General features: G+C 46.7%; 23 protein-coding genes, 1 tRNA gene and 1 other RNA gene. 16 read left to right on the top strand and 9 right to left on the bottom strand.

What is annotated here, in order from left to right:
- Nucleotides 1–200: 200 nt before the first annotated feature.
- The 9 genes from PHT49_07195 to PHT49_07235 form a co-directional block, all read right to left on the bottom strand.
- Nucleotides 201–1,130: an inorganic phosphate transporter gene (locus tag PHT49_07195; GenBank protein MDD5451663.1), complete on the bottom strand. Its 930-nt coding sequence runs from the start codon at nt 1,128–1,130 to the stop codon at nt 201–203.
- 13 nt (nt 1,131–1,143) lie between these two features.
- Nucleotides 1,144–1,770, bottom strand: a complete 627-nt coding sequence (locus PHT49_07200; protein MDD5451664.1) for a TIGR00153 family protein — start codon at nt 1,768–1,770, stop codon at nt 1,144–1,146.
- On the bottom strand, nt 1,763–2,167 hold the full coding sequence (locus tag PHT49_07205) for a CBS domain-containing protein (GenBank protein ID MDD5451665.1): 405 nt from the start codon (nt 2,165–2,167) through the stop codon (nt 1,763–1,765). The genes PHT49_07200 and PHT49_07205 overlap by 8 nt, the downstream gene beginning before the upstream one ends.
- A gap of 200 nt (nt 2,168–2,367) precedes the next feature.
- Nucleotides 2,368–2,583 carry a DUF2283 domain-containing protein gene (locus tag PHT49_07210; GenBank protein MDD5451666.1) on the bottom strand — a complete coding sequence of 72 codons (216 nt, stop codon included), beginning with the start codon at nt 2,581–2,583 and terminating at the stop codon, nt 2,368–2,370.
- A complete protein-coding gene (locus PHT49_07215; GenBank protein ID MDD5451667.1) occupies nt 2,568–2,882 on the bottom strand; it encodes a hypothetical protein in 315 nt (104 codons plus the stop codon). Before PHT49_07215 ends, PHT49_07210 begins: the two co-directional genes overlap by 16 nt.
- 457 nt (nt 2,883–3,339) lie before the next feature.
- Nucleotides 3,340–3,534, bottom strand: coding sequence for a hypothetical protein (locus PHT49_07220; GenBank protein MDD5451668.1), 195 nt, complete (start codon nt 3,532–3,534; stop codon nt 3,340–3,342).
- A 195-nt stretch (nt 3,535–3,729) separates the two neighbouring features.
- The gene (locus PHT49_07225; protein ID MDD5451669.1) at nt 3,730–4,956 is read right to left on the bottom strand and encodes a hypothetical protein; all 1,227 of its coding nucleotides are present in this window, start codon (nt 4,954–4,956) and stop codon (nt 3,730–3,732) included.
- Between the two features lie 383 nt (nt 4,957–5,339).
- Entirely contained in the window at nt 5,340–5,570 is a 231-nt protein-coding gene (locus tag PHT49_07230; GenBank protein MDD5451670.1) for a type II toxin-antitoxin system HicA family toxin, read from the bottom strand.
- Nucleotides 5,563–5,784 carry a type II toxin-antitoxin system HicB family antitoxin gene (locus PHT49_07235; GenBank protein ID MDD5451671.1) on the bottom strand — a complete coding sequence of 74 codons (222 nt, stop codon included), beginning with the start codon at nt 5,782–5,784 and terminating at the stop codon, nt 5,563–5,565. The genes PHT49_07230 and PHT49_07235 overlap by 8 nt, the downstream gene beginning before the upstream one ends.
- Nucleotides 5,785–6,334: 550 nt before the next feature.
- Between PHT49_07235 and radC the strand changes: the two genes are divergently transcribed.
- From radC to ispF, 16 genes are all read left to right on the top strand, one after another.
- Entirely contained in the window at nt 6,335–7,018 is a 684-nt protein-coding gene (radC, locus tag PHT49_07240; protein MDD5451672.1) for a DNA repair protein RadC, read from the top strand.
- Between the two features lie 388 nt (nt 7,019–7,406).
- Nucleotides 7,407–7,751, top strand: coding sequence for a hydrogenase maturation nickel metallochaperone HypA (gene hypA, locus PHT49_07245; GenBank protein MDD5451673.1), 345 nt, complete (start codon nt 7,407–7,409; stop codon nt 7,749–7,751).
- Nucleotides 7,752–7,908: 157 nt separating this feature from the next.
- On the top strand, nt 7,909–8,559 hold the full coding sequence (hypB, locus tag PHT49_07250) for a hydrogenase nickel incorporation protein HypB (protein MDD5451674.1): 651 nt from the start codon (nt 7,909–7,911) through the stop codon (nt 8,557–8,559).
- Nucleotides 8,529–10,907, top strand: coding sequence for a carbamoyltransferase HypF (gene hypF, locus PHT49_07255; protein ID MDD5451675.1), 2,379 nt, complete (start codon nt 8,529–8,531; stop codon nt 10,905–10,907). The genes hypB and hypF overlap by 31 nt, the downstream gene beginning before the upstream one ends.
- Before the next feature lie 18 nt (nt 10,908–10,925).
- Nucleotides 10,926–11,156 (top strand): HypC/HybG/HupF family hydrogenase formation chaperone, encoded by a 231-nt coding sequence (locus PHT49_07260; protein ID MDD5451676.1) that lies wholly within the window; start codon nt 10,926–10,928, stop codon nt 11,154–11,156.
- Nucleotides 11,140–12,222 (top strand): hydrogenase formation protein HypD, encoded by a 1,083-nt coding sequence (gene hypD / locus PHT49_07265; GenBank protein MDD5451677.1) that lies wholly within the window; start codon nt 11,140–11,142, stop codon nt 12,220–12,222. The genes PHT49_07260 and hypD overlap by 17 nt, the downstream gene beginning before the upstream one ends.
- 143 nt (nt 12,223–12,365) lie before the next feature.
- Entirely contained in the window at nt 12,366–13,376 is a 1,011-nt protein-coding gene (gene hypE, locus PHT49_07270) for a hydrogenase expression/formation protein HypE (protein MDD5451678.1), read from the top strand.
- Nucleotides 13,377–13,738: 362 nt separating this feature from the next.
- Nucleotides 13,739–13,939, top strand: coding sequence for a 30S ribosomal protein S21 (gene rpsU, locus PHT49_07275; protein ID MDD5451679.1), 201 nt, complete (start codon nt 13,739–13,741; stop codon nt 13,937–13,939).
- A gap of 502 nt (nt 13,940–14,441) precedes the next feature.
- Complete coding sequence (gene dnaG / locus PHT49_07280; protein ID MDD5451680.1) at nt 14,442–16,226, top strand: DNA primase; 1,785 nt, start codon at nt 14,442–14,444, stop codon at nt 16,224–16,226.
- A gap of 29 nt (nt 16,227–16,255) precedes the next feature.
- Nucleotides 16,256–17,995: an RNA polymerase sigma factor RpoD gene (rpoD, locus tag PHT49_07285; GenBank protein ID MDD5451681.1), complete on the top strand. Its 1,740-nt coding sequence runs from the start codon at nt 16,256–16,258 to the stop codon at nt 17,993–17,995.
- Between the two features lie 54 nt (nt 17,996–18,049).
- A tRNA-Ile gene (locus PHT49_07290) sits at nt 18,050–18,122 on the top strand.
- Between the two features lie 224 nt (nt 18,123–18,346).
- Complete coding sequence (locus PHT49_07295) at nt 18,347–19,171, top strand: Nif3-like dinuclear metal center hexameric protein (GenBank protein MDD5451682.1); 825 nt, start codon at nt 18,347–18,349, stop codon at nt 19,169–19,171.
- 15 nt (nt 19,172–19,186) lie between these two features.
- Nucleotides 19,187–19,918, top strand: coding sequence for a C4-type zinc ribbon domain-containing protein (locus tag PHT49_07300; GenBank protein MDD5451683.1), 732 nt, complete (start codon nt 19,187–19,189; stop codon nt 19,916–19,918).
- Nucleotides 19,919–20,244: 326 nt separating this feature from the next.
- An RNA gene (gene rnpB, locus PHT49_07305) (RNase P RNA component class A) lies at nt 20,245–20,616 on the top strand.
- Nucleotides 20,617–20,735: 119 nt separating this feature from the next.
- A complete protein-coding gene (ispD, locus tag PHT49_07310; GenBank protein ID MDD5451684.1) occupies nt 20,736–21,437 on the top strand; it encodes a 2-C-methyl-D-erythritol 4-phosphate cytidylyltransferase in 702 nt (233 codons plus the stop codon).
- Nucleotides 21,421–21,918: a 2-C-methyl-D-erythritol 2,4-cyclodiphosphate synthase gene (gene ispF, locus PHT49_07315; protein ID MDD5451685.1), complete on the top strand. Its 498-nt coding sequence runs from the start codon at nt 21,421–21,423 to the stop codon at nt 21,916–21,918. The genes ispD and ispF overlap by 17 nt, the downstream gene beginning before the upstream one ends.
- The last annotated feature ends 9 nt before the right edge of the window (nt 21,919–21,927 follow it).

Raw genomic sequence — 21,927 nt, forward strand, 5'->3', positions numbered from 1 at the left:
AGGTAAAATGCATCGTATTCGCTCGCTAACCCCGTTGCAAGCAGCGGGGAATGCGCTCGCTATGCATGTCAAAGTTCAAATCAAAACCAAAGGACTAAATATCAAAATTGGGCTTTCAGCTTTGAGCCTTAACCTTTGCAGCTTATGTTCAGGACTCTATTATGGTTCTCACAAGCATGTCAAGAATTTTAAAGAAGGGATCAGATCAGAGTTCTAATGATTGTGAAACAAGTTAAAAAGGCTAGAGCAGGCGCCAGAATCCAGCTTAAAGCTATCTTTTTTAGTAGATTAACACTTACAGTGCCGGTTCCTTTTAGCATCCCGATGCCGGTAATTCCACCAATAATGCAATAGGTTGTTGAAATCGGCATGCCCAGGGAAGTAAAAAGAAAAACGCAACACCCGGCGCCAAACTGCGCGGCAAATCCTGAATAAGGGTCTAGTGCCGTTATCCCACTTCCGATAGTCTCTATTATCCGGTTGCTTAAAAGTACGGCGCCAAGGAACACTAAAAAAGCGCCTCCTAAAAATGCCCATGTCTCATCGATCAAACCGGTATGAATGATCGGTCCCAGGATGGTAGCAAGTTCATTAGCTCCGGTAGTGTAGGCTATGATAATCCCGCTTGCGAGCAAGAGCACCCTGATAATCCTTTCAATTTGCAGGAAGGGTAGTTTGGAGAGGGTCTTTTCCATTGCCCGGTATATTATCAATGACGCAAAAAAGGCCGCCAGGGGAGATATGGCCCACGAAAGAAGAATCTCAAAAAGTGATCCGTAGTTCACGTCTGCCCCCAGGGCGGTTCCAGAGCCGGTTAAGCTTCCGATTATTACCTGATGGGTGGAAACCGGCAGCCTCTTCCAGTTGGAAATAATGATCAAAATGGCGGATACAAGCAAAGATATCCCCAAAATACGCAAATCCATTTCTACGATATCTTTCCCAACAGTCTTCATCACCTTTCGGCCTTGCAACAGTATTCCAACCAGAACGAATACCCCGAACAGGATTACAGCCCTTCTAAAGGATATTATCCTGCATCCTATACATATTCCCAGGGCATTGGAGGTGTCGTTGGAACCGACACTAAGAGCTATGAGAAGGCTGGCTATAAGCGGAATCGGTTGCATTCAATAGGTGAGATCATCGTAGGCTTATATTTATTATCTGCAGATAATCGCTGGCGTCTTCGATTAAATCGCTTGTACTGGTAAGGTCATGTATAAAATCAGAGAGTGCTTTGCCCTCCCAGAAGTTTTTAATCTCTTTTGTCCGGAGCCTTTTGAGCAGGTCAAATTCTATCTCATCAACCTTCTTTTCATAAATTCTAATAGCCAGGCTTTTTTCCCTCAAGTCAGCACGTCCGGATAATGTCTCAATGGCCGCTAAAAGCATCTCGCACATCTTCGCACTGATGTCCGCAATTCTGGCACAGTCATCCTTTGTTTCTTCATCTAACTCTAAATCCGTGTATTCAATAGCCGCATCTTTCGTTACGTCCAAGGCATTATCTACTATCTCCACGAATCTGCATATATTAGGCCGTAGAAACGGTAAAAAGGCCCCTTCATAGATATTTGAAAATATCTCCCTCCGGACTATATCTCCCTCTCTTTCCAAATCGGAGACACTCGATATTAACTCCTTATCCCGGTTCTCTATCGCGGTCTTAAGGGTCGTACAGGCTGAACAAAGAAACCCCATGTGTTTCTTCATCTTATCTACGACTTCCAGTTCCTTCTTGCCGCCCAGAAACAGTTCTTTAAGCACTATGCCCCTCTATTGCTTTCTCTATCAGCGAACCAGCCATGACATCAAATAAAGATACAACCCCGCGGACTTTGCCTTCTTCACACACAATGACCCTGGCAATATTGAACTTTTCCATCAAGGCCATGACATGTTCGATGGGCATGTCTTTGGTAACACATACCAATGGCTTGGAAGTAATTTCTCCGACCTTTATTTTCCTTGGGTTAAGATTCTTATTTATGATCTTAAACACAATATCTCTTACCGTAATTAATCCATAAACATCCTGCTCATCCTTGGGATTTACCAGTAAAGACCGGATCCTTTTATCAACCATCTTTTCTATGGCATCGTACACCGTGGACTCGGGTTCTATGTACTCTATCTTTTTGTTCATTACCTCTTCTACCTTCATACGCTTTCCTCCAGTCTAACTGTACACATCCGGTATGCCCACTCCCTATGGGTCTTAACACATATTTCTAAACTATTTTATCCTTAGAAGCCATCTTTTTTATTATCTACTATGTCGCCTGCCGTTTTGAGTGCCTGAGAAGGGCGAAGCCTTTGGATGTTAACCTCAAGCACTCTTTTATCTGCCGTTTTTGCACTGTGTTAGGCGACGTGTTTCTTCAGTTCGATTGAGAGAGGTGTTTGCTCTTTCAGCGTACTGACTTTCAATATGGAAAATCCAATGACATTCCCTTCATTATCTACTTTTTCCATCACTGCGTCATTTTCTGTTTCTTTGAAATAGCCCGTCTTTCGTTCAAAGAGAACTTCAAGATAATCCCCTTCTTTGTCATACCAAACTTTTATTGCTTCTCCCATAACACATCTCCTTTTTTGATAGTGTCCGTAAAATACGCCGTCAATATAAAAACATCATCAACTCTTACCTTCACGATAACACACAGATATTTCTCATCAGCAGGAGTCATCAGGTAATGGCGATAAAAGAGTTCCGCTTCTGAATCTGTCTTCGATCTGACAACAATCTCCGGATGTGATAACGTTTCTGCAACCTTGTCAATTTGACCAGCCATTTCCGGATGGTCATTCTCAAAGTGTTCAAGACGCTCATCAGTAAGGCGCACGTTCCTATCATATAAGTCCTTAAACCATCTCATTTTATAATACCACTCTTTTAAATATGTTCTAAAGAAACATGTCGCCTAACGGGCTGGCGGGTTGGCGATATGCCCCGAAGGGGCATTTCAGCGAAGCCGCTAAACCGTGAGATAGGCGATGTCGCGAGCAACACGTACTTCCCTTTTTGAAGCCTGTAACGGTTGATTGGAGCGGCTGAACTGCCACCAACCCGCCAGCCCGATAGGCAAAACCGGCAGGGATTTTCACTAACCCTCCTACTGCCTGATTTTTCGATTATTACTCCCTTCCCTCCCGGGAAGCATCCCGAAGCCGGCCGAGCGATGTCTTGCCTATCGGGATGGCTTTGCGAAACAAACAGGCCACGGTCAAGGAATCCAATATGAAGACTGTTTGTTTGCCGTCAGGCCCTTTGCGCGAACCTGTTGTTATCTGTCCGGCGCGGGCAGTCTTTAAAAACAAAAGTGCCTTTGCAATTCAGGCAGACAAAACATACTTCTCGATACGATCAATTTTCTTAATAATTTCTTCACTGGGTTTACAGGACTGAATATCTTTCTTCAATTCTTCTAATTGATATTCGATGTCCAGTTTAACTTTCTCTTCCATATAGGACTGTTTAAATTCAGGAACAGAAAGCTGTTTTTGAAAGTACTTTTTTGCGGTATTCATTTATTACCTCAATTTTCCGAAGGGTGTAAACGCCAACCCGCTGTTATCTGCCGTTGCGGGCAAGTCCTTTTAAATAGTCGCCGTCCTACTGCTTTGTGGGCGATGACAAAATAACTTATAAATTTTATGTCTCCTTCTAAGTAATGAGGACATTCTCCTTTCTTTATGACTTTCCCTAATTATTCATCTCACCCTCTATATTTCTACGAACATAGAGGTAAGACAATCGGGCCAGTATAAAATTATTTTTTCTTCATTTTTCCGAAGAATTAACCTGATAGGTCCATCTTGGGATATGACAAAGACAATACTATCCGGACACGCACCGGCAAAATTTATTGCTGAATTGTGTTTAGTCCCAAGCTTAGAAACATCGATAGCTTCTCCTCCTGTTTCGAATCCATTTGATCCAAGCCCATCAGGTCCTTTTATAATGCTACCGCCCCACTTTGGAGCGTCAAGTGTAGAACCAAATGATAGGATATCTAAATCTGCGGTTATTATTAGTGCGCCATCAATACATGACGACTGAGCTAAAAAGTCTAGTCTTTCAGCAAATATTTTATTTAATCCAGATCTTGCGGCAATATCCCCACTATGTAGGCTTAACACTTTTACTATCAGTTCATTTAATTTGAAGCTTTCTTTTAAAACGTATTTTGATACGATAACATTTTCATATTGTTCAATTTTATTGCTCGGCAATAAGACTATCGTTCCTCCATGACCACGTTTAGCCGCTTGAAATAATAAATAAAGGAGCGCTTCACGATAAAATAGCCAGTATTTATTTTGAAATTTTCTGAATCCCTCGTGGCTTTTAATCGCATCTAAAAGATATGGTACCAAAGCATACCCAATAGGACTTGGTGTTGAACGTTCAAAGCTCCCATTTATGAACCGACCGATTATTGAATCTTCACGAGAAATCAAAAGTGATCCCGGGGAAGTAGCTGTCACTGTTATAACATCTGGACGAAAATAATCAAAATCTGTAAAGGCAAACGAGTTTTCGGTAAATCTGCTACGGTGGGGTCTATAGAACATTACACCCCAGATTTCATATTCAATTCGCGTTTCGTCTTTTGGAGCAACAATTAAAGAAGAATTTACAAGATCAAATGCAGGCGCAATTTTTGCGATAGAGTCCTCTTTAAATGGAAGACTTTCCTCAAATGGCATAATAAGTTGTTTCCGGCCAAAAGATTGTTCTTCCATAATAGAGTTCTTATATAAAAGCGTAATGCTAAAAGTTATTGGCCTATCTTCTTCACGTTTTAAGCTCGCCAAAAAACTTTTCTCTACGATAATGCGTATATCTTGAAGATGAGGAAGTGGTTTTTGCTTTCTACCCCTATGAGGATGAGTCTGATCATCCGACCAAGCGTCGATTATTTTGTGAATTATTGATTCCTCAAACATAACTGATTTAATTTTAATAACTTTTTGAATGATAGCTCTTTTCTTTGTTCTTTCTACATACCTGCAATGAGCGGTTTGGCTCCACGGACATAATCCTATTTAGTGGAGAATATCAACACCTGTTTCGGATATTCTACTTCCGTCCTCGGCCCGCCAAGGCGGGCTGCCTGAATGCCGGAATCTCCCCCCTGACAAATATGTTGCCGATCTCTGTTACGGCCCTCATATTCTCCTATGACCCTGTTATCCCATTACTTGGTACACAGCACTAGCCTTTTCTCTCCGCCCGCTGATATTCTCCATTGCTCACCCCGTCATTTCAGAGCACCTTGCAGTAGTTCCATAACCTTTGAAAAGTAGCTGTTCTTTCGTGTGCCATAATACTACCCGCGCTGTTTTTTGATGAGACCTAAAAGGTCTTCCTTTCGAAGGCCACATTGTTTCAAAATGCCAAGGATTGTTCCTTTGGCAAGTTCATCATGGAGAGGCACAACAGTCTTATAAGCCTCTTTCTGCAGACTTATATGGCTACCCTTCCGGCGCACCACATGAAATCCATACTTTTCAAGAGCACGAACCATTTCCTTGCCAGAAATAATGGGAAGTTTAGGCATTGGCAGCAACCTCGAAAGGATAGAGAACTACTTCACCCGTACTTTCCGGCAGGTCTTCGCTTCCAAAACTCTCAAGATAGAGTTCTACTGCTTCCTTAAGGTTTGACTGGGCCTCCTCAATCGTCTTACCCTGACTTACAACACCCAATTCCACACAATGAGCAACATACCACTTCTCTTCCTTGGTAATTATTGCGGTAAACTTTTTAGACATGGTGCGTCTCCTTTAAAAAGGATTGTTTGGATTTTCTATGTTTGTGTTTTGTTTGTTTTATTTTACCCTCATTTGACCCTCCAGATCTTGGGATTATCCAAGATGTTTCGAATATTCCACTTCTTCCCACCCCGTGCGTGGCACAGCTACAAATGGCTGAAGTGCCGGAATCTCCCCCTGACAAATATGTTGCCGATCTCTGTTACGGCTCTCATATCTTTGCTGTATGCATCGGAATTGTCAAATGTTTTCTATAAGCAGAAATCCGCTGTCTCTTCTTCCTATTACCGGTTTCCTTCCGTGAGGAGGTCGTTTCAGAAATCACTATCTCCGGTAATAGCTCTCCAGCCGCGAAGAATCGCAGCAAGATGCTGCTCCTACGGGCCTGCACGTCGCATGCAGCTAGGTGGAAACGCCCTCAAAATGTAGGAGCACTTTCCAAGCGCAACGGGGCCTTTTCTCATTTTTGGCAGCGAATCCGATGCCAAAATAATATTCTGGATTCGCCGCGCCATTTAACTTTTTCTCACCTCCGCCGATATTTCCCATTGTGGATAATACCAAAGAAGACGTTATTGGTCATCGCCGGCGACTGAAGGAACGCTATCTTAAGAATGGCGTAGCCGGGCTTCAGGTCTATGAGGTGCTGGAACTCCTCCTGACCTATGCCCTTGCCCGCCGCGATGTCAAACCTCTGGCCAAGAAACTGCTAAAAGAATTTAAATCCTTTCGGGGCGTACTCAGCGCCACACCGGAGGAGCTTCAGGCCATCCAAGGGCTCGGTAAACACACCGCCGCACTAATCAAACTGGTCCGGGACTGCTCGGATCTTTACCTAAAAGAAGAAGTCCTGAGGAAGGAGACCATCTCTTCGCCCCGGGCGCTTATCGATTATTGCCGGTCGGCCATGGCCGGTCTCAAAAACGAGTATTTTCGCTGCCTGTTTCTCAACACCAAAAACAAGGTGCTGGCCGATGAAATAATCCAGGAAGGCACCATCAGTCAGGCCGTGGTCTATCCCCGCAAGGTAATAGAAAGGGCCATTTACCATAAGGCCACTGCCTTGATTTTCGTACACAACCACCCCAGCGGTGACGTGAAACCCTCCAGTGAAGACCTGTCCCTGACAGAGACCTTAAAAAAGGCGGCCGCGGCCGTAGGCATTGCCGTCCACGACCACCTAATTGTAGGCGAAGAAGGGTCTTTCAGCTTCCGCGAAGAGGGGTTGCTATAAGATGAGCTTTCAGCTATCAGCAATCCGCTGTCAGCAAAAAGAAAAATCGTAACACTTTAGCTGTTTGAAAAGAGCTAATCGTCCAGAAAACAGCGCCTCAAAAATCCCCCTTAATCCCCCTTTTTCTTCGCCCCGGCGAATCCGCCCGAGTGCGGAAAAGGGGGAAGTGATGGGCCGCCGTTTTTCCCAAAGGAGGTCTTAACGTCTCCCCCCTTTCGGAAAGGGGGGCGAGGGGGGATTTGGTCCTGGGTTTTGCAGCATTTTCAAGATACTAAAGTGATACGAAAAATCTAGTCTCCTATCGAAGGCTGACGGCTGAAAGCTTCTTGCAATAATAAAGGTTCTCATTGACCCCGGAATGGCTATTATGTTAGAGATTCGATAACCCATGCATGAACTATCCATAGCCCAGGGAATTCTTGACATCATCCAGAACGAGGCAGAGAAAAACGCTATTGAACGCGTATCCGTCGTAAGGCTTAAACTGGGCAAGTTGACCGCCGTTGAACCCTCTTCCCTCTCTTTTTGTTTTGAGCTAATAACCAAAGGAACCCTGGCCGAAGGGGCAAGATTAGAAATAGAGACCGTCCCTATCACCGGCCGCTGCGCCCAATGCGGAAAGGAATTTATATTAGAAGACCCTTTCTGTAACTGTCCGGGTTGTCAGGGTCTTAAAATCGACATCCTCACCGGTCGCGAATTTTACATTTGCGAGATTGAAAGCGATGATTAAATTACCGCAGAGTTCGCAGAGGCCGCGGAGGATAAGAAAGAAGGACTCAATAACTGTAAGGTGGGTTTGGTTGTTAATAATTTTCTCTGCGTACTCCGCGTGCTCTGCGGTGAACAATTGTTTATCGCTTATATAACTAACGAAAGGAGGTTAATCTTTGAAAGTATCCGTCGTCCGCAATATCCTGGAGGCTAACGAGGCCATTGCCCAAAAGAATAGAAAATTATTCAAGGAAAAAGGCCTATTCACCATAAATCTCATGAGTTCCCCAGGCGCGGGGAAGACCACCCTTTTGGAAAATACGGTCGAAGCGCTGAAGGACAGATTGCGTATGGCGGTAATAGAAGGGGATATACAATCCTCGGTCGATGCCAGGCGCATAGCCAAAAAAGGGGTTCAGGCCATACAGATTAACACTGATGGAGGTTGCCACCTGGACGCCAACATGATTCAGAATGTCCTCGCCCACCTGGACCTGGATAACCTTGACCTCCTTATCGTAGAAAACGTGGGGAACCTGGTATGCCCGGCGGAGTTTGACATAGGTGAAAACGTGAAGGCCATGATCCTGAGCGTGACCGAGGGCGACGACAAGCCGCTCAAGTATCCGGTCATGTTCCGCGAATCAACGGTCCTTTTAATAAACAAGATCGACCTCCTGCCATACACAAACTGCAAGATAAACAATATAAAGAAGGCCGTCCTTAAACTGAACCCAAAGATAAAGATATTCGAGGTCTCCTGTCGCACCGGGGAGGGCCTGGAAAACTGGTATAAATGGATCAGACAGCAGACAAAGAAAAAGTAACCCGCCGGGTCAAGGCCACCGTCCATGGGATAGTGCAGGGCGTGGGGTTTCGTCCTTTTATTTATCAACTGGCTCACCGGTACAACCTAAAGGGCTATGTAACCAACACCTCCCACGGCGTAGATATTGACGTCGAAGGAGAGTCCCCGTCCATAGACTCTTTTTTAAAGGCCATCCGGTCTGAATCCCCTCCCCTGGCGAATATCACCGCCCTGGAGAAATCCGAACATCCCCGGGCCGGATACAGCGATTTTAGCATCCATAAAAGTCAGGCCTCAGAAGGCCGCTCCACCCTTATCTCCCCGGACATCTGTGTCTGCGATGATTGTCTGGCCGAACTCCTGGATATTAAGAACCGCCGCTATGGCTATCCCTTCATCAACTGCACCAATTGCGGGCCCCGTTATACCATTATCGAAGATATACCTTACGACCGCCCCAAGACCTCTATGAAGTCATTTCCCATGTGCCCGGAATGTGAGGCCGAATACCGCGACCCCCTTAACCGCCGTTTTCATGCCCAGCCCAATGCCTGCTGGACCTGCGGCCCCCGGGTAACTCTTTACGACGCGAATAAAAACCGTGTAGTCTGCAAAGACCCTGTCATTCAAGCGGCCAACCTCCTGCGCCAGGGTAAAATCCTGGCTATAAAAGGCCTGGGGGGATTTCACCTGGTAGTTGACGCCACAATAGACGAAGCCGTGCATACCCTTCGCCAACGCAAGCACCGTGAGGAAAAGCCTCTGGCCCTTATGTCTCCGGATGTTGAAACCATAGAAACCTACGCCCGGGTAAATTCTTACGAATCAAAGGTTCTCGCATCGCCGCAGCGCCCCATTGTCCTTTTAAAAAAAAGGCCGCGCCCTGCCATCTCTGCCGGAGTGGCCCCGCATAATAAATATTTGGGGGTCATGCTCCCCTACACACCCCTGCATTACTTACTGCTGAAACAAGGGTTCACGGCGCTGGTCATGACCAGCGGCAACCTGAGTGAAGAACCCATTGCCATCGGCAACGATGAGGCCTTCCGTCGCCTGGGCCATATTGCAGACTACTTCCTTATGCACGACCGGGATATCTATATGCGCTGCGATGACTCGGTGGTGCGGGTTAATAGAGGAAAGGCCCACCCTGTCCGCCGGGCCCGCGGCTATGTCCCTGTGCCGATAATACTTAAAGAAAATATGTCGTGCCATAGGCAGATTCGCATCCGCCAGAGTGAGGCGGACATCTTCGACCGGGGCGAACCGGAAATCCTGGCCTGCGGGGCCGAATTAAAAAATACTATTTGCCTGACTAAAGGGCAAAACACCTTTCTCAGCCAGCATATCGGTGACCTGGAAAACCTGGAGACACTGGAATCTTTTACCGAGGTCATTGAACATCTCAAGCGCATCCTGGCAATCACCCCCCGGATCACTGCCTATGACCTCCACCCGGAGTATTTAAGCACCAAATACGCCCTGGCCCAAAATGACCTGACCAAATACGGCGTCCAGCATCACCATGCCCATATTGTCAGTTGTATGGCCGAACACGGCTTAAATGAAGAGGTGATCGGTCTGGCTATGGACGGTACCGGCTATGGCACAGACGGCGCTATCTGGGGAGGCGAAATACTGATAGCCCGCCGGGACTCATTCGAGAGGGCCGGGCACCTGGATTACGTCCCCTTACCCGGCGGAGTCGCCGCCATCAAACAACCATGGCGCATGGCGGTAAGTTATCTCTACCAGACCTATGGGGAGGACTTCCTGACCCTGGATATCCCATTTGTGAAAAGTCACGATAAAAAAATCCTGTCCTTTTTAACCGCAGCCATTACGAAAAAGGTCAACACCCCCCTGACTTCAAGTTGTGGCCGTCTCTTTGATGGTGTTGCTGCCCTGTTGGGTCTGCGGTACAAGGTGGCTTATGAGGGACAGGCCGCAATAGAATTGGAAATGTCTATCACAAGTAACAAAAGCGTAATAGCTTATGACTATAATATCCCCCAAAAGGACAATAGATGGGTTGTGAATACCAAACCCATTATTGAGCAGATCGTGACGGACATACAGGCAGGAACAAAAAAAGGACTTATCGCGAATAAATTTCACCACACCCTGGCCCATATATTCACAGACTTATGTTTGAAAGTCAGGGCTGAAGCGGGTATTAACCGTGTGGCCTTAAGCGGCGGTGTTTTCCAAAATATGACTCTCTTGACCGGCTTGACGAAACTCTTACTTAAGAATAAATTTAAAGTTTATAGTCATCGCCTTGTACCGGCAAATGATGGAGGAATATCCCTGGGTCAGGCCGTAGCCGCATACGCTATGGAGAAGAAAAGAAGCGGTGAAACATAACACAAGGAGTATCTCATTATGTGTCTGGCCGTACCTATGCAAGTCCTGGAGCTTAAGGAAAATACAGCCGTGGTGGATATGGGCGGCACGCGCAAGGCAGTACGCCTGGACGTTATTGACAGGACGCCTACGGTAGGCGACTATGTGATTGTACACGCCGGATTCGCCATCCACTGCATTGACGAAGAAGAGGCCAAAATCACCCTGCAATACTTTGAGGAAATATTTGCCGATGAAACATCTCGATGAATACCGCGATCCGCATCTAGCCGGGAAGTTAATAGATAAAATAAAGGCGTTGTCACACCGGCCGGTCAGGCTTATGGAGGTTTGCGGAACCCACACCGTTTCTATATTCAGAAGCGGGATACGAAGCCTGCTGCCGCCCTCTATTACCCTGCTGTCCGGCCCCGGCTGCCCTGTCTGTGTCACGGCCACGGAGGAAATAGACAAGTTTATCAAGCTCGGCCAACAAAAGGATACGATTGTTGCTACCTTTGGCGACCTGGTGCGCGTGCCGGGGTCCTCGTCATCCCTGCAGAAGGAGCGGGCGGATGGGGCAGATATCCGCGTGGTCTATTCCACATTTGACGCCCTGGACATCGCCCGCCGGAATCCATCCCGCACGGTTGTTTTCCTGGCGGTGGGCTTTGAGACCACTGCGCCGACTATTGCCGCGGCAGTAAAAGAGGCCAAAAAAGAAGGAATCAACAACTTTTATATCCTCCCGGCCCATAAGATTATCCCCCCGGCTATGGAGGCCCTCTTGGCCGGCGGAGAGCTGGCCATCGACGGTTTCATCTGCCCGGGTCATGTCTCCGTCATCATTGGCGCGGATGCCTACCGGCCGGTCGCCGATAAATATCACATCCCCTGCGTAGTGGCCGGCTTCGAACCCGTAGATATATTGCAGACCATTTACATGTTATTGTCCCAGATTGAAGAGGGAAAGGCTATAGTGGAGATACAGTACCGGAGGGCGGTCAACTTCACCGGCAATGAGAAGGCGCTGGCCCTGCTCTCGGAGGTCTTTGAGACCTGCGATGCGCCATGGCGCGGGCTTGGCACTATACCTGATAGCGGCTTAAGATTAAGGAATAATTACCGCGCCCTGGATATTGAGACAAGGTTCGATCTAACCGTGCCTAAGGCCCAGGATCATCCCGGTTGCAGTTGTGGGGACATACTGCGGGGCGTCAAAACCCCGCTTGACTGCGTCCTTTACCGGCAGGTCTGTACGCCTTCCAATCCCTATGGCCCCTGTATGGTCTCGACCGAAGGGACATGTGCAGCCTATTACAAATATCATGATTAAATGTTCGGCCGTTGACAACTTCGTAAAAATTCCCTCTCCCTTGATGCGGAATATGAAGCTATCTTTATTAATATCCTTATGTTCTCTGTGTACTCTGTGGTAAAAATCTTTTGGCAATACATTATTAAGCCTATGGAGATCCTATGAAACACGACCGGATACTTCTCGACCACGGAAGCGGAGGCCGGGCCTCGCATGAGTTGATCGCCTCTCTTTTCCTCCCCCAATTTGATAATGAATTCCTCAGAGAAATGAACGATAGCGCGGTTATGACCATCGGAGGGACCAAACTGGCCTTTTCTACCGATTCTTATGTAGTCGATCCCATCTTCTTTCCCGGCGGGGATATAGGCAGTCTGGCCATACATGGCACGGTAAACGACCTGGCCATGCGCGGGGCCCGGCCGCTCTATCTGAGTGTCGGGTTCATCATAGAAGAAGGGTTCTCCATGGCCGACCTTAAAGCCATAGCCGGCAGCATGAAAAATGCAGCGGCTGAGGCCGGGGTAGTCATTGCTACGGGAGACACCAAGGTTGTGCCCAAAGGCGCTACAGACAAGGTCTTCATAAATACCGCCGGCATCGGGATAATTGATCCGGACGTCAACATCTCCGGACAAAACGCCAGGCCCGGAGACAAGATAATCTTGAGCGGCACCATCGCCGACCACGGCATAACCATCCTTACCTGCCGGGAAGGCCTGCAATTCGATGCCCCCTTAAAGAGCGATTCCTCTCCCTTAAATACCCTGGTGGCCGAGATGCTGGCGGCGAGCCGGAAAATCAACGTCCTACGCGACCCCACCCGTGGCGGTCTGGGCACATCCCTCAATGAAATCGCCGGACAATCCCGGGTAGGTATCCGTGTCCACGAAGAGACCATACCCGTTCGTCCCGAGGTACAGGCCGCATGCGAACTCTTAGGAATAGACCCGCTCTATTTAGCCAATGAGGGCAAACTGATAGCCTGCGCAGCGGCCCAGGATGCCGGAAAACTAATTGATATTATGCATAAAAATCCCTATGGCCAAGGTGCCTGCATTATTGGCGAGGTCATATCCGATCATCCGGGTAAGGTATTTATGAAAACCATTATCGGCGGTAACCGAATCGTGGACATGCTTACCGGCGAACCGCTCCCGCGCATCTGCTGACAAGTTAGCAAAAGAAACCACAGAGGACACAGCGCGGCAAAGTCCAGATGACTAAAGTTAGGAGTCATTAGTCAATGGTCATTTGTCATTGGCAAAAGGGGGCTATCTTTCTCCCGAGTTAACCAATGACCAGTGACGTTTTGAGCTTTGGGATTTATCATTGATTCAAGTTTTGAACTTTGAATCTTGAACCTCCTCTGTGCTCTCTGTGGTTTCTTTGTTTTTCATGGCCAAAATACTTGACTTTTGTGTATCGAGTGTTAAATTACCCTGCTAGATTAATATTATTCACTATACAATTATAGACAGGGAGTGGTGGTTATGTTTTTTGGGTACTTGGTGTTGGGGGGAGGGGAAGCTGGATGCCGGGCATCAGAGTTAAAACAGATGAGTCCTTTGAATTTGCCCTAAAGCGTTTTAAAAAGCAATGCGAGAAGGCTGGCATATTATCCGAAATTCGTAAAAGGGAACACTACGAAAAGCCTAGTATTAAACGAAAAAAGAAAATATTGGCCGCGAAAAAAAGGGCGTTAAAGAAGACGCGCAGGTACGTAGAGAGATAATACTCTTTGCTGGAACCATTAAGCCGACAGGAAGTTTGTCTTAAAGCGCGAATATCCGCCCAATCTATTTTATACTTGTAATGCATTAAGAGTTCTCACCCCGCAAATAAAGGGGGTGAGACATATCATAAGTTGACCGACAAAAAGTCATTAACATTATTACAGGCACAACCGAGACCACGAAGATGGCCTGTCAAGGGATTTAACAGGCATTAAAGTCTAAGGGTTTGTTTTGCTGTCTTTCTGTATTATCTTGTTCGCCGTATAAAGTTGGTTTTCTCTCTGATTATTAAAAGGCCTCCTATACCGGCCCATACATAATGAGAAAGTCAACACAAATAAAAGGCGTCTCAAATTTGTTTTTATTCCAGTGTGTTTCCCGCCCACACAAGCCGGGGAAGCATGGGGCATTTTTGATTGTCAACCCTATCTGCTTTTCTGCGTCATCTTGCTTCGATTATTACGCCCGCCGGGTAGCTATTAACTATAGGATGGTTGCTTGATGGCGCTATTACCGGACAGTAAAATCGACGAAATCGGGAATACGGCCAACATAGTTGAAGTCATCAGTAACTATGTATCTCTAAAAAAAGTCGGCCGCAATTATCAGGGACTTTGTCCGTTCCATTCTGAGAAGACCCCCTCTTTCAGCGTAAGCGAAGAAAAACAAATCTTTCATTGTTTCGGCTGCGGCATCGGAGGCAATGTCTTTAGCTTTCTAATGCGATACCACAGCATATCCTTTGTGCAGGCAGTGCGAGACCTGGCCAAACAATATCAAATCCCCCTCCCTGATATCCGGACCTCCCCACATAAACGAAATGAAACAGACAAAACAGAACTAATTTATAACCTAAACGAAAAAGCCGCGGCCTACTATACTTACATTCTCAATAATCACCCGGAGGCCAAACCGGCCACGGCCTATCTGGAAAAGAGGGGGTTCTCCCCTGATCTAACCGCCTTATTCGGCCTTGGCTACGCACTGCCGAACTGGGACGGTCTTTGCCGCCAGTTAACCCGGCATAATCACCCTCTCCCTCTGGCAGAAGAGGCCGGATTGGTTATACAGAAAAAAAACGGGGGATATTATGATCGTTTCCGTAATCGCATAATCTTCCCTATCTTCGATGTCGCAGGAAGAGTTATTGCCTTTGGAGGCCGCGTCCTGGACGATACCCTGCCCAAATATCTCAATTCACCGGAAACACCTGTCTATCATAAAGGAAATTCCCTCTACGGCCTTTATCTGGCCAGGAATGAATTCAGACATAAAGGCCGTGGATTCATCGTGGAGGGCTATTTTGACTTTTTATCTCTCTACGCCTATGGCATAAAAAATGTCGTGGCTACGCTGGGAACAGCCCTGACCCCAACTCATATCCGGATCTTAAAAGGCTATGCCGAAGAGTTCATAATCCTCTTTGACTCTGATCAGGCCGGCGTCAATGCCGCCCTGCGGAGCATCCCTCTCTTCCTAAAAGAAGGGGCCTCCGCTAAGGTCTTGATATTGCCCAGCGGTCATGACCCGGACACCTTTATTCGCGCCCATGGTGTTGAACAACTTGAACATCTGGCGGATAAAGCCATCCCCTTGACTAAATTTTTGTTGGACAAACTTACTCAAAAATGGGGACAGTCTCTGGAGGGCAAGGCACAAATTCTCCGGGAGATAAGACCGGCTATCCAGGACATAACCGACCCCATCAAACGATCCCTCTACATAGCCGAGATAGCCGATAGCCTGAAAATAACCGAAGGGCTTATTGAAAAAGCGCTGCGCTGGAATGCGGATATGGAAACTCAACAGGCGCTCATAAATATAAAGCCGGTGACCGGAAATGCTGATTTATACCTGGAGAAAACGATTATAGAAATCCTGCTGTCTTATCCGCAATATCTACCAATTTTTTTAAAAGAAAGGAGGGGGGAAGATCTCTTTAAAGATGAAGGGCTTAAGTACATCTTTACTCACCTGAAAAGTATATTTGAAGAAGACGATGCGGTCGATGCCAGACAATTGCTGGCGAGGGTTAAAGATCCTGCTATGGAAAGCAAGATCACAGCCATTATGCTCGATGCCCCAACATACACCGGAACCGAGGTGGAATCAGTCGTACAGGATCTTCTAACTAAGGTCCACGGGCGGGAACTGCAGCGTCAGACAAAAATGCTACTTGGACAAATCAAAGATGCAGAAAGAAAAAAACAATATGGTATCGCCAACAATGCGGCCAAGGAACTCATGGAAGAGCATAAAAAGCTTTTGGTCCGGCATAAGGGATGATTAATCAAGTAGTTAAGGAGAAAAACCATATGGGCAAAGAGGTAGAGATGGAAGACCTGCGAGAGTTGCTTTCTATAAACGAAGAGGGACGTTACTGCTATAGCGAAAAACTACCGGAAGGCGTCATAGGTTCAGGGCAATTAGAAGACACTGTTATCCCCTTTGAGGAGATAGAGATCGGTGTCGTGGAAAATGCCAAGGCGGGCGTAGATGCTAAAAAGACGTTTGTATCCGACCAGGAGTCAGACCGTGATGACGTAACCGTCGATTCAGAAATCATTACCGAGATATCAGACCCGGTCAAGATATACCTGCGAGAAATGGGTCTGGTCTCATTACTAAGTCGCGATGGGGAAGTGGAACTGGCCAAAAAGATCGAACAGGGTGAGCGGGAAATCATGGCCGCCATCCTGGAAACACCGTTTGGACTGCAAGAAATTCTTAGCCTGGGAGAAAAACTAAAAAAGGGACGGGTTAAACTCCGGGATATAGTAAAGGATCTGGATGAAGAAAACTCAGATGAAATGGAAAATATCCAGCGCGAACAAAAAGTGATCAGTCTGATCGAGACTGTTGGACGAATTAATAAAGAAAATAAAAAAATAAAAGATGAGTTGCTGGTTACTACCGAGGGTTCTGATTATAAAAAACGCCTCAAAAGAAAACTTATAAAGAATAAACTCGATATCATAAGGCTCCTTAAGGAAATCAAATTAGAACAAAATCAGCTCGACAGAATCATTGGCAAGCTCTCCGGCATGGCTAATCAACTGGCCAAAACAGAAGAAACGGTCAAGAAATGTAGAAAAATTCTAAGTATTCCCATTAGCGATATAAAAAGACTATTAGGAAAGCCCTTAACCCCTGAGAAAAACAGTAATCTAGCCAAGGCCCTCAAAATAAAACCCTCCAATCTTCGAGAAACGATTGTCACCCTCGCCATCTCCCTGAAGAAAATTCGGTACATCGAATCCGAGGCTAAGATAAGTTCAACCACTCTGAAAAGACTAGTCTTCCAAATAGAAAAAGGGGGCCAAAAAACTCAATATGCCAAGAATGAATTGATAAGGGCCAACCTGAGACTGGTAGTAAGCATAGCTAAAAAGTACACTAACCGCGGTCTGCAATTTCTCGACTTGATTCAAGAAGGTAATATTGGCCTGATGAAGGCTGTAGAAAAGTTTGAATATCAGCGGGGCTATAAATTCAGCACATACGCCACATGGTGGATACGGCAGGCCATCAACCGGGCTATTGCTGACCAGGCGCGGACCATACGCATCCCGGTGCATATGATAGAAACTATTAACAAGCTGATTCGCACTTCCCGATATCTCGTGCAAGAGCTGGGCCGCGAACCAACTCCAGAGGAGATTGCGGAAAGGATGGACTTCCCCGTGGATAAGGTGCGTAAGATACTAAAAATCGCCAAGGAGCCCATATCGCTGGAAACTCCCATCGGGGATGAAGAAGACAGTCATCTCGGGGACTTCATAGAGGACAAGAAAACAGCTATACCCCTGGAGGCAGTAGTCAACATGGGTCTGATAGAACAAACCCGAAAGGTTCTGTCCACACTCACTCCACGAGAAGAAAAGGTCTTACGTATGCGTTTTGGGATTGGAGAGCAGACCGACCACACCTTAGAGGAAGTGGGGCAGGATTTTACTGTAACCCGGGAACGTATCCGTCAGATTGAAGCCAAGGCATTGCGCAAATTACGTCACCCTAGCCGGAGCAAACAATTGAAGGGATTTATTGAAAATTAGACCATTTTTTCTTGACAAGGGGTGATTAACCTTTTAATTAGAAGACACTTTGGGGGGCCCATAGCTCAGCTGGAAGAGCCACCGGCTCATAACCGGTAGGTCCCTGGTTCGAACCCAGGTGGGCCCATTATTTTGTTTCATGCTAAAAAATCCCTATGTAACACCTGAAAAGATATCTTTATGTCCGTATGAACCTTAAAAAAGTTCATAGAAAGGGTGCATCATCGGCAGGATGCACCTTTTTTATTGATGAACTCGTAAAATAGACGGCACAGTAAAAAGCTTCCGTTGCAAGGCGCGCAACACAGCAAATGGACTTTTTACGAAGCCGTCTTTATTGAAACGTTGCCTATGGCCTTAATACAAGACATAATAAATATCATTGAGGAAATTGCTCCCTCCGCCTGGGCTGAGGAGTGGGACAATGCCGGCCTGCAGATAGGGTCATTGAGACAGACGGTCAGCGCGATCTTTACGGCGGTTGATCCGACCGCCTCGGTCCTGGAACGGGCCATCAAGGCCAATGCCCAGCTCATAATAACCCACCATCCTCTTTTCTTTCACCCGCTCCGTCAGCTATCTCTTGAAACTTCAACCGGTAAGATCATAACCCGGGCTATACGTAAAAATATCTCTATATATTCCGCTCACACCAACCTGGACATGGCCCCGGATGGGGTCAGCACCGCCTTGATAGAAAGGTTGGCCTTAAAAGATATACATATCCTTAAGGAAGAGGAAACGCCGCCCCCGGCCCATAACAAACTCGTCCCTCTAGGTTACGGCTGCATCGGCACATTTAAGACATCCATAACCTTCAAGCAATTTATTACCAAAATAAAGACCGACTTACAGTTACCATATCTACAGATGGCCGGTAAGGCCCCGGCCATGGTACGCAAGGTAGCCGTATGCGGCGGAAGTGGTTCTCAATTTATAGAAAAGGCCTACAAATCAGGCGCAGACCTGTATATAACCGCCGAACTAAAGCATAGCCATGCCCGTATGGCGGAAGAACTCGACTTCTGTGCCCTGGACATTGGCCATTTCCATTCTGAAAAATTTGGTATGATGGCCCTGGCCCGATTAATACGCAAGAGGCTGGAAAAACAGGGCCTAAAAGTTGACATAATAGAAGACCGAGCAGAAAAAAGTCCTTTACAGTTAATAAAATGATTGGAGGAAACCACATTGCAACAAGAGGTAAAATTGCTCATCAAGCTCCAGGCCGTTGATCTGGAAGTAAAACACATTCAGGACAAAAAGGAGGAAGGCCCAAAAGGGTTGCGCCATATCGAAAAAAAGGCAAAAGAACAAGAAGAAGACTTAAAAGCTGTCCTGGGAACACAAGAGGAATTAAAACAAAAGAAAAAAGGAAAGGAAACAGAGTTAGAAGACGAAATAGCTCATCTCAAAAAATGCCAGGGCAAGTTAATGGCGATAAAGACAAACAGGGAATACCAGGCCCTCTTAAAAGAAATAGAGGAAATTAAAAAGGCGAATCGCAAACGGGAAGATGAAATCGTAGCCGTCATGGAAGATATAGAACGGCTGGAAAAGGAAATCAAAGAAAAACAAGAAGAGCTAAGCAAAATCAGGGAAGAGCTAACCATCGAAAAAGGGAAATTGGATTCGCTTTTTCATAAATATGACAAAGAATTGGCTAAATTTGAAGTAAACAGGAAAACAATGGTCAAAGACATACCGGAGGAGCTCCTCAAACGCTATGATTTTTTGAGAAGCAAGAGAAACGGCCTGGCCGTAGTGGGTGTCCTAAATGCCGTGTGTCTGGGATGTCACATGAATATCCCGCCACAATTGTATAATGAGCTGCTTAAGGAAAAAAAGATGATATACTGCCCAAGCTGCCAACGCATAATTTACTACCAGGATGTCCCTAAGGCAGCAAACGAAAAAGGATAGTTTCTTCGTATCCGTTCACCGTTATCAGTTCACCGTTGTCAGTAAGAACCTGAAAAGCTTTTTTTCGGTGAATAGTCAATGGGAACCGTATGTTCCGACAACCGTCGCCCCTCAAAAAACGTGAAAAACTCCGCATGGTAACGGTGAAGTATTTTCCGTTATTCGGCCACCGTTGTCTGTGAAAAGCACGAAAACGTCTTTTTCGGTGAACGATGAACGGACAACGGTGAACGGTTACGTCTCTTCTCTCCAACTCTAACGCACATCCGGCAATGGATCTTATTGAATAAATTGGTTAACTGTGCTATTTTTATAGTGACATAGTTAGAGTAGGCAGGGTGGTCGCTCGTCCTCTCCTGCAAAGCGAGGGGATAAGAGGAAAGTCCGAGCTCCAGAGGGCAAGGTGGTCCGTAACGCGGACTGGGGGTGACCTCAAGGAAAGTGCCACAGAAAATATACCGTCCGCCTCTGGCGTGATAAGGGTGAAAAGGCGAGGTAAGAGCTCACCGTCCCGGTGGTGACACCGGGAGCTAGGCAAACCCCACCTGGAGCAAAACCAAATAGGGGGACGTTTGAGGGCGGCCCGTCCGAGGTTCCCGGGTTGGTTGCTAGAGGCGTCAAGCAATTGACGTCGTAGAGGAATGACCATCGTCCACCTCAGGTGGATAACAGAACTCGGCTTACAGCCTACTCTAACTTGTTTTTCCATAACACCTTAGCTTTTGAAAAATATGCCTAGACAAGGCACTATAAGATCCAAAATCCTCCTCAATCCCCTTTCCCAAAGGAGGAAGTGTTTCTCCTCCCTTTGTGAAAAATGAGCGCCATAGCTATAATAACTGCAGCAGGCAAAGGAGTGCGGATAGGCGCAACCGTCGCCAAACAATTTTTGCCTGTCCTTGGGAAATCTCTTCTCTGGCATACAATCAAGGTCTTTGAAAACTGTCCGGGTATTGATAATATCATCTTAGTGCTCCCCCCGGATATGGTTAAAATCGGCCGGGAACTATTCCAGACTAAGGGTGAATTTAAAAAACTATGGAAAGTGGTGGCCGGTGGAAAAACCAGACAACAGTCTGTAAGTAACGGGCTGCGGGCTATACCTGAAAAATACAAAATAGTCGTTGTGCATGACGGGGTGCGGCCGCTGGTCAATGAGGATACTATTAAAGAAGTCATAGAATTGGCCAAAGAAAAAGGGGCAGCCATTGCCGCTATGCCGGCGAATGATACGTTGAAGCAGGTTTCGGCCGACGGGCGCATTCTAAGAACGGTAGAAAGAAGTCTTATATGGCAGGCGCAGACGCCGCAGGCCTTCCGTGTTGAACTCTTAAGAAGGGCGTTTACAGAGGCCCAAAAAGATAATTTCTATGGTACGGATGAGGCCTCGCTCGTAGAAAGGCTGGAAGCGCCGGTCTATATAATCAAGGGGGCTTCCACCAATATAAAGGTAACCACGCCTGCCGATCTAAAATTAGTGGAGATATTGCTGAGATACAGATATGGAGACAGCACATAGGGTAGGTTTTGGCTACGACGTACACCGCTTGGTAGAGGGCCGAAGACTGGTGATCGGTGGTGTGGAAATACCCTTTGAAAAGGGGTTGTTGGGCCACTCTGACGCTGATGTCCTTATCCATGCCCTGTGTGATGCCTTACTGGGCGCCGCCTGCGAGGGTGATATCGGACGTCACTTTCCGGATGACGACCTGCGTTATAAAGATAGTTCCAGTATGTACTTATTAGAAGAAGTCATGCGTATTATCGAACGCAAGTGCCTTTGTGTGCTCAATGCAGACTTGACCCTCGTGGCAGAAAGGCCAAGGATTCAAAAAGTTATCCCGCAAATGGTACAGAATATCAGCTCAGTCTTGAAAATATCCCCTCTTTGCGTAAACATAAAGGCCACCACCACTGAAGGACTGGGGTTTACAGGGCAGGGAGAGGGTATGGCTGCTTTTGCCGTGGTTCTCCTTGGACAAAACCCCGCGAGCGCCTGAAAAAGAGAG

This window comes from Desulfovibrionales bacterium, from assembly GCA_028715605.1.
Lineage (GTDB): Bacteria > Desulfobacterota > QYQD01 > QYQD01 > QYQD01 > QYQD01.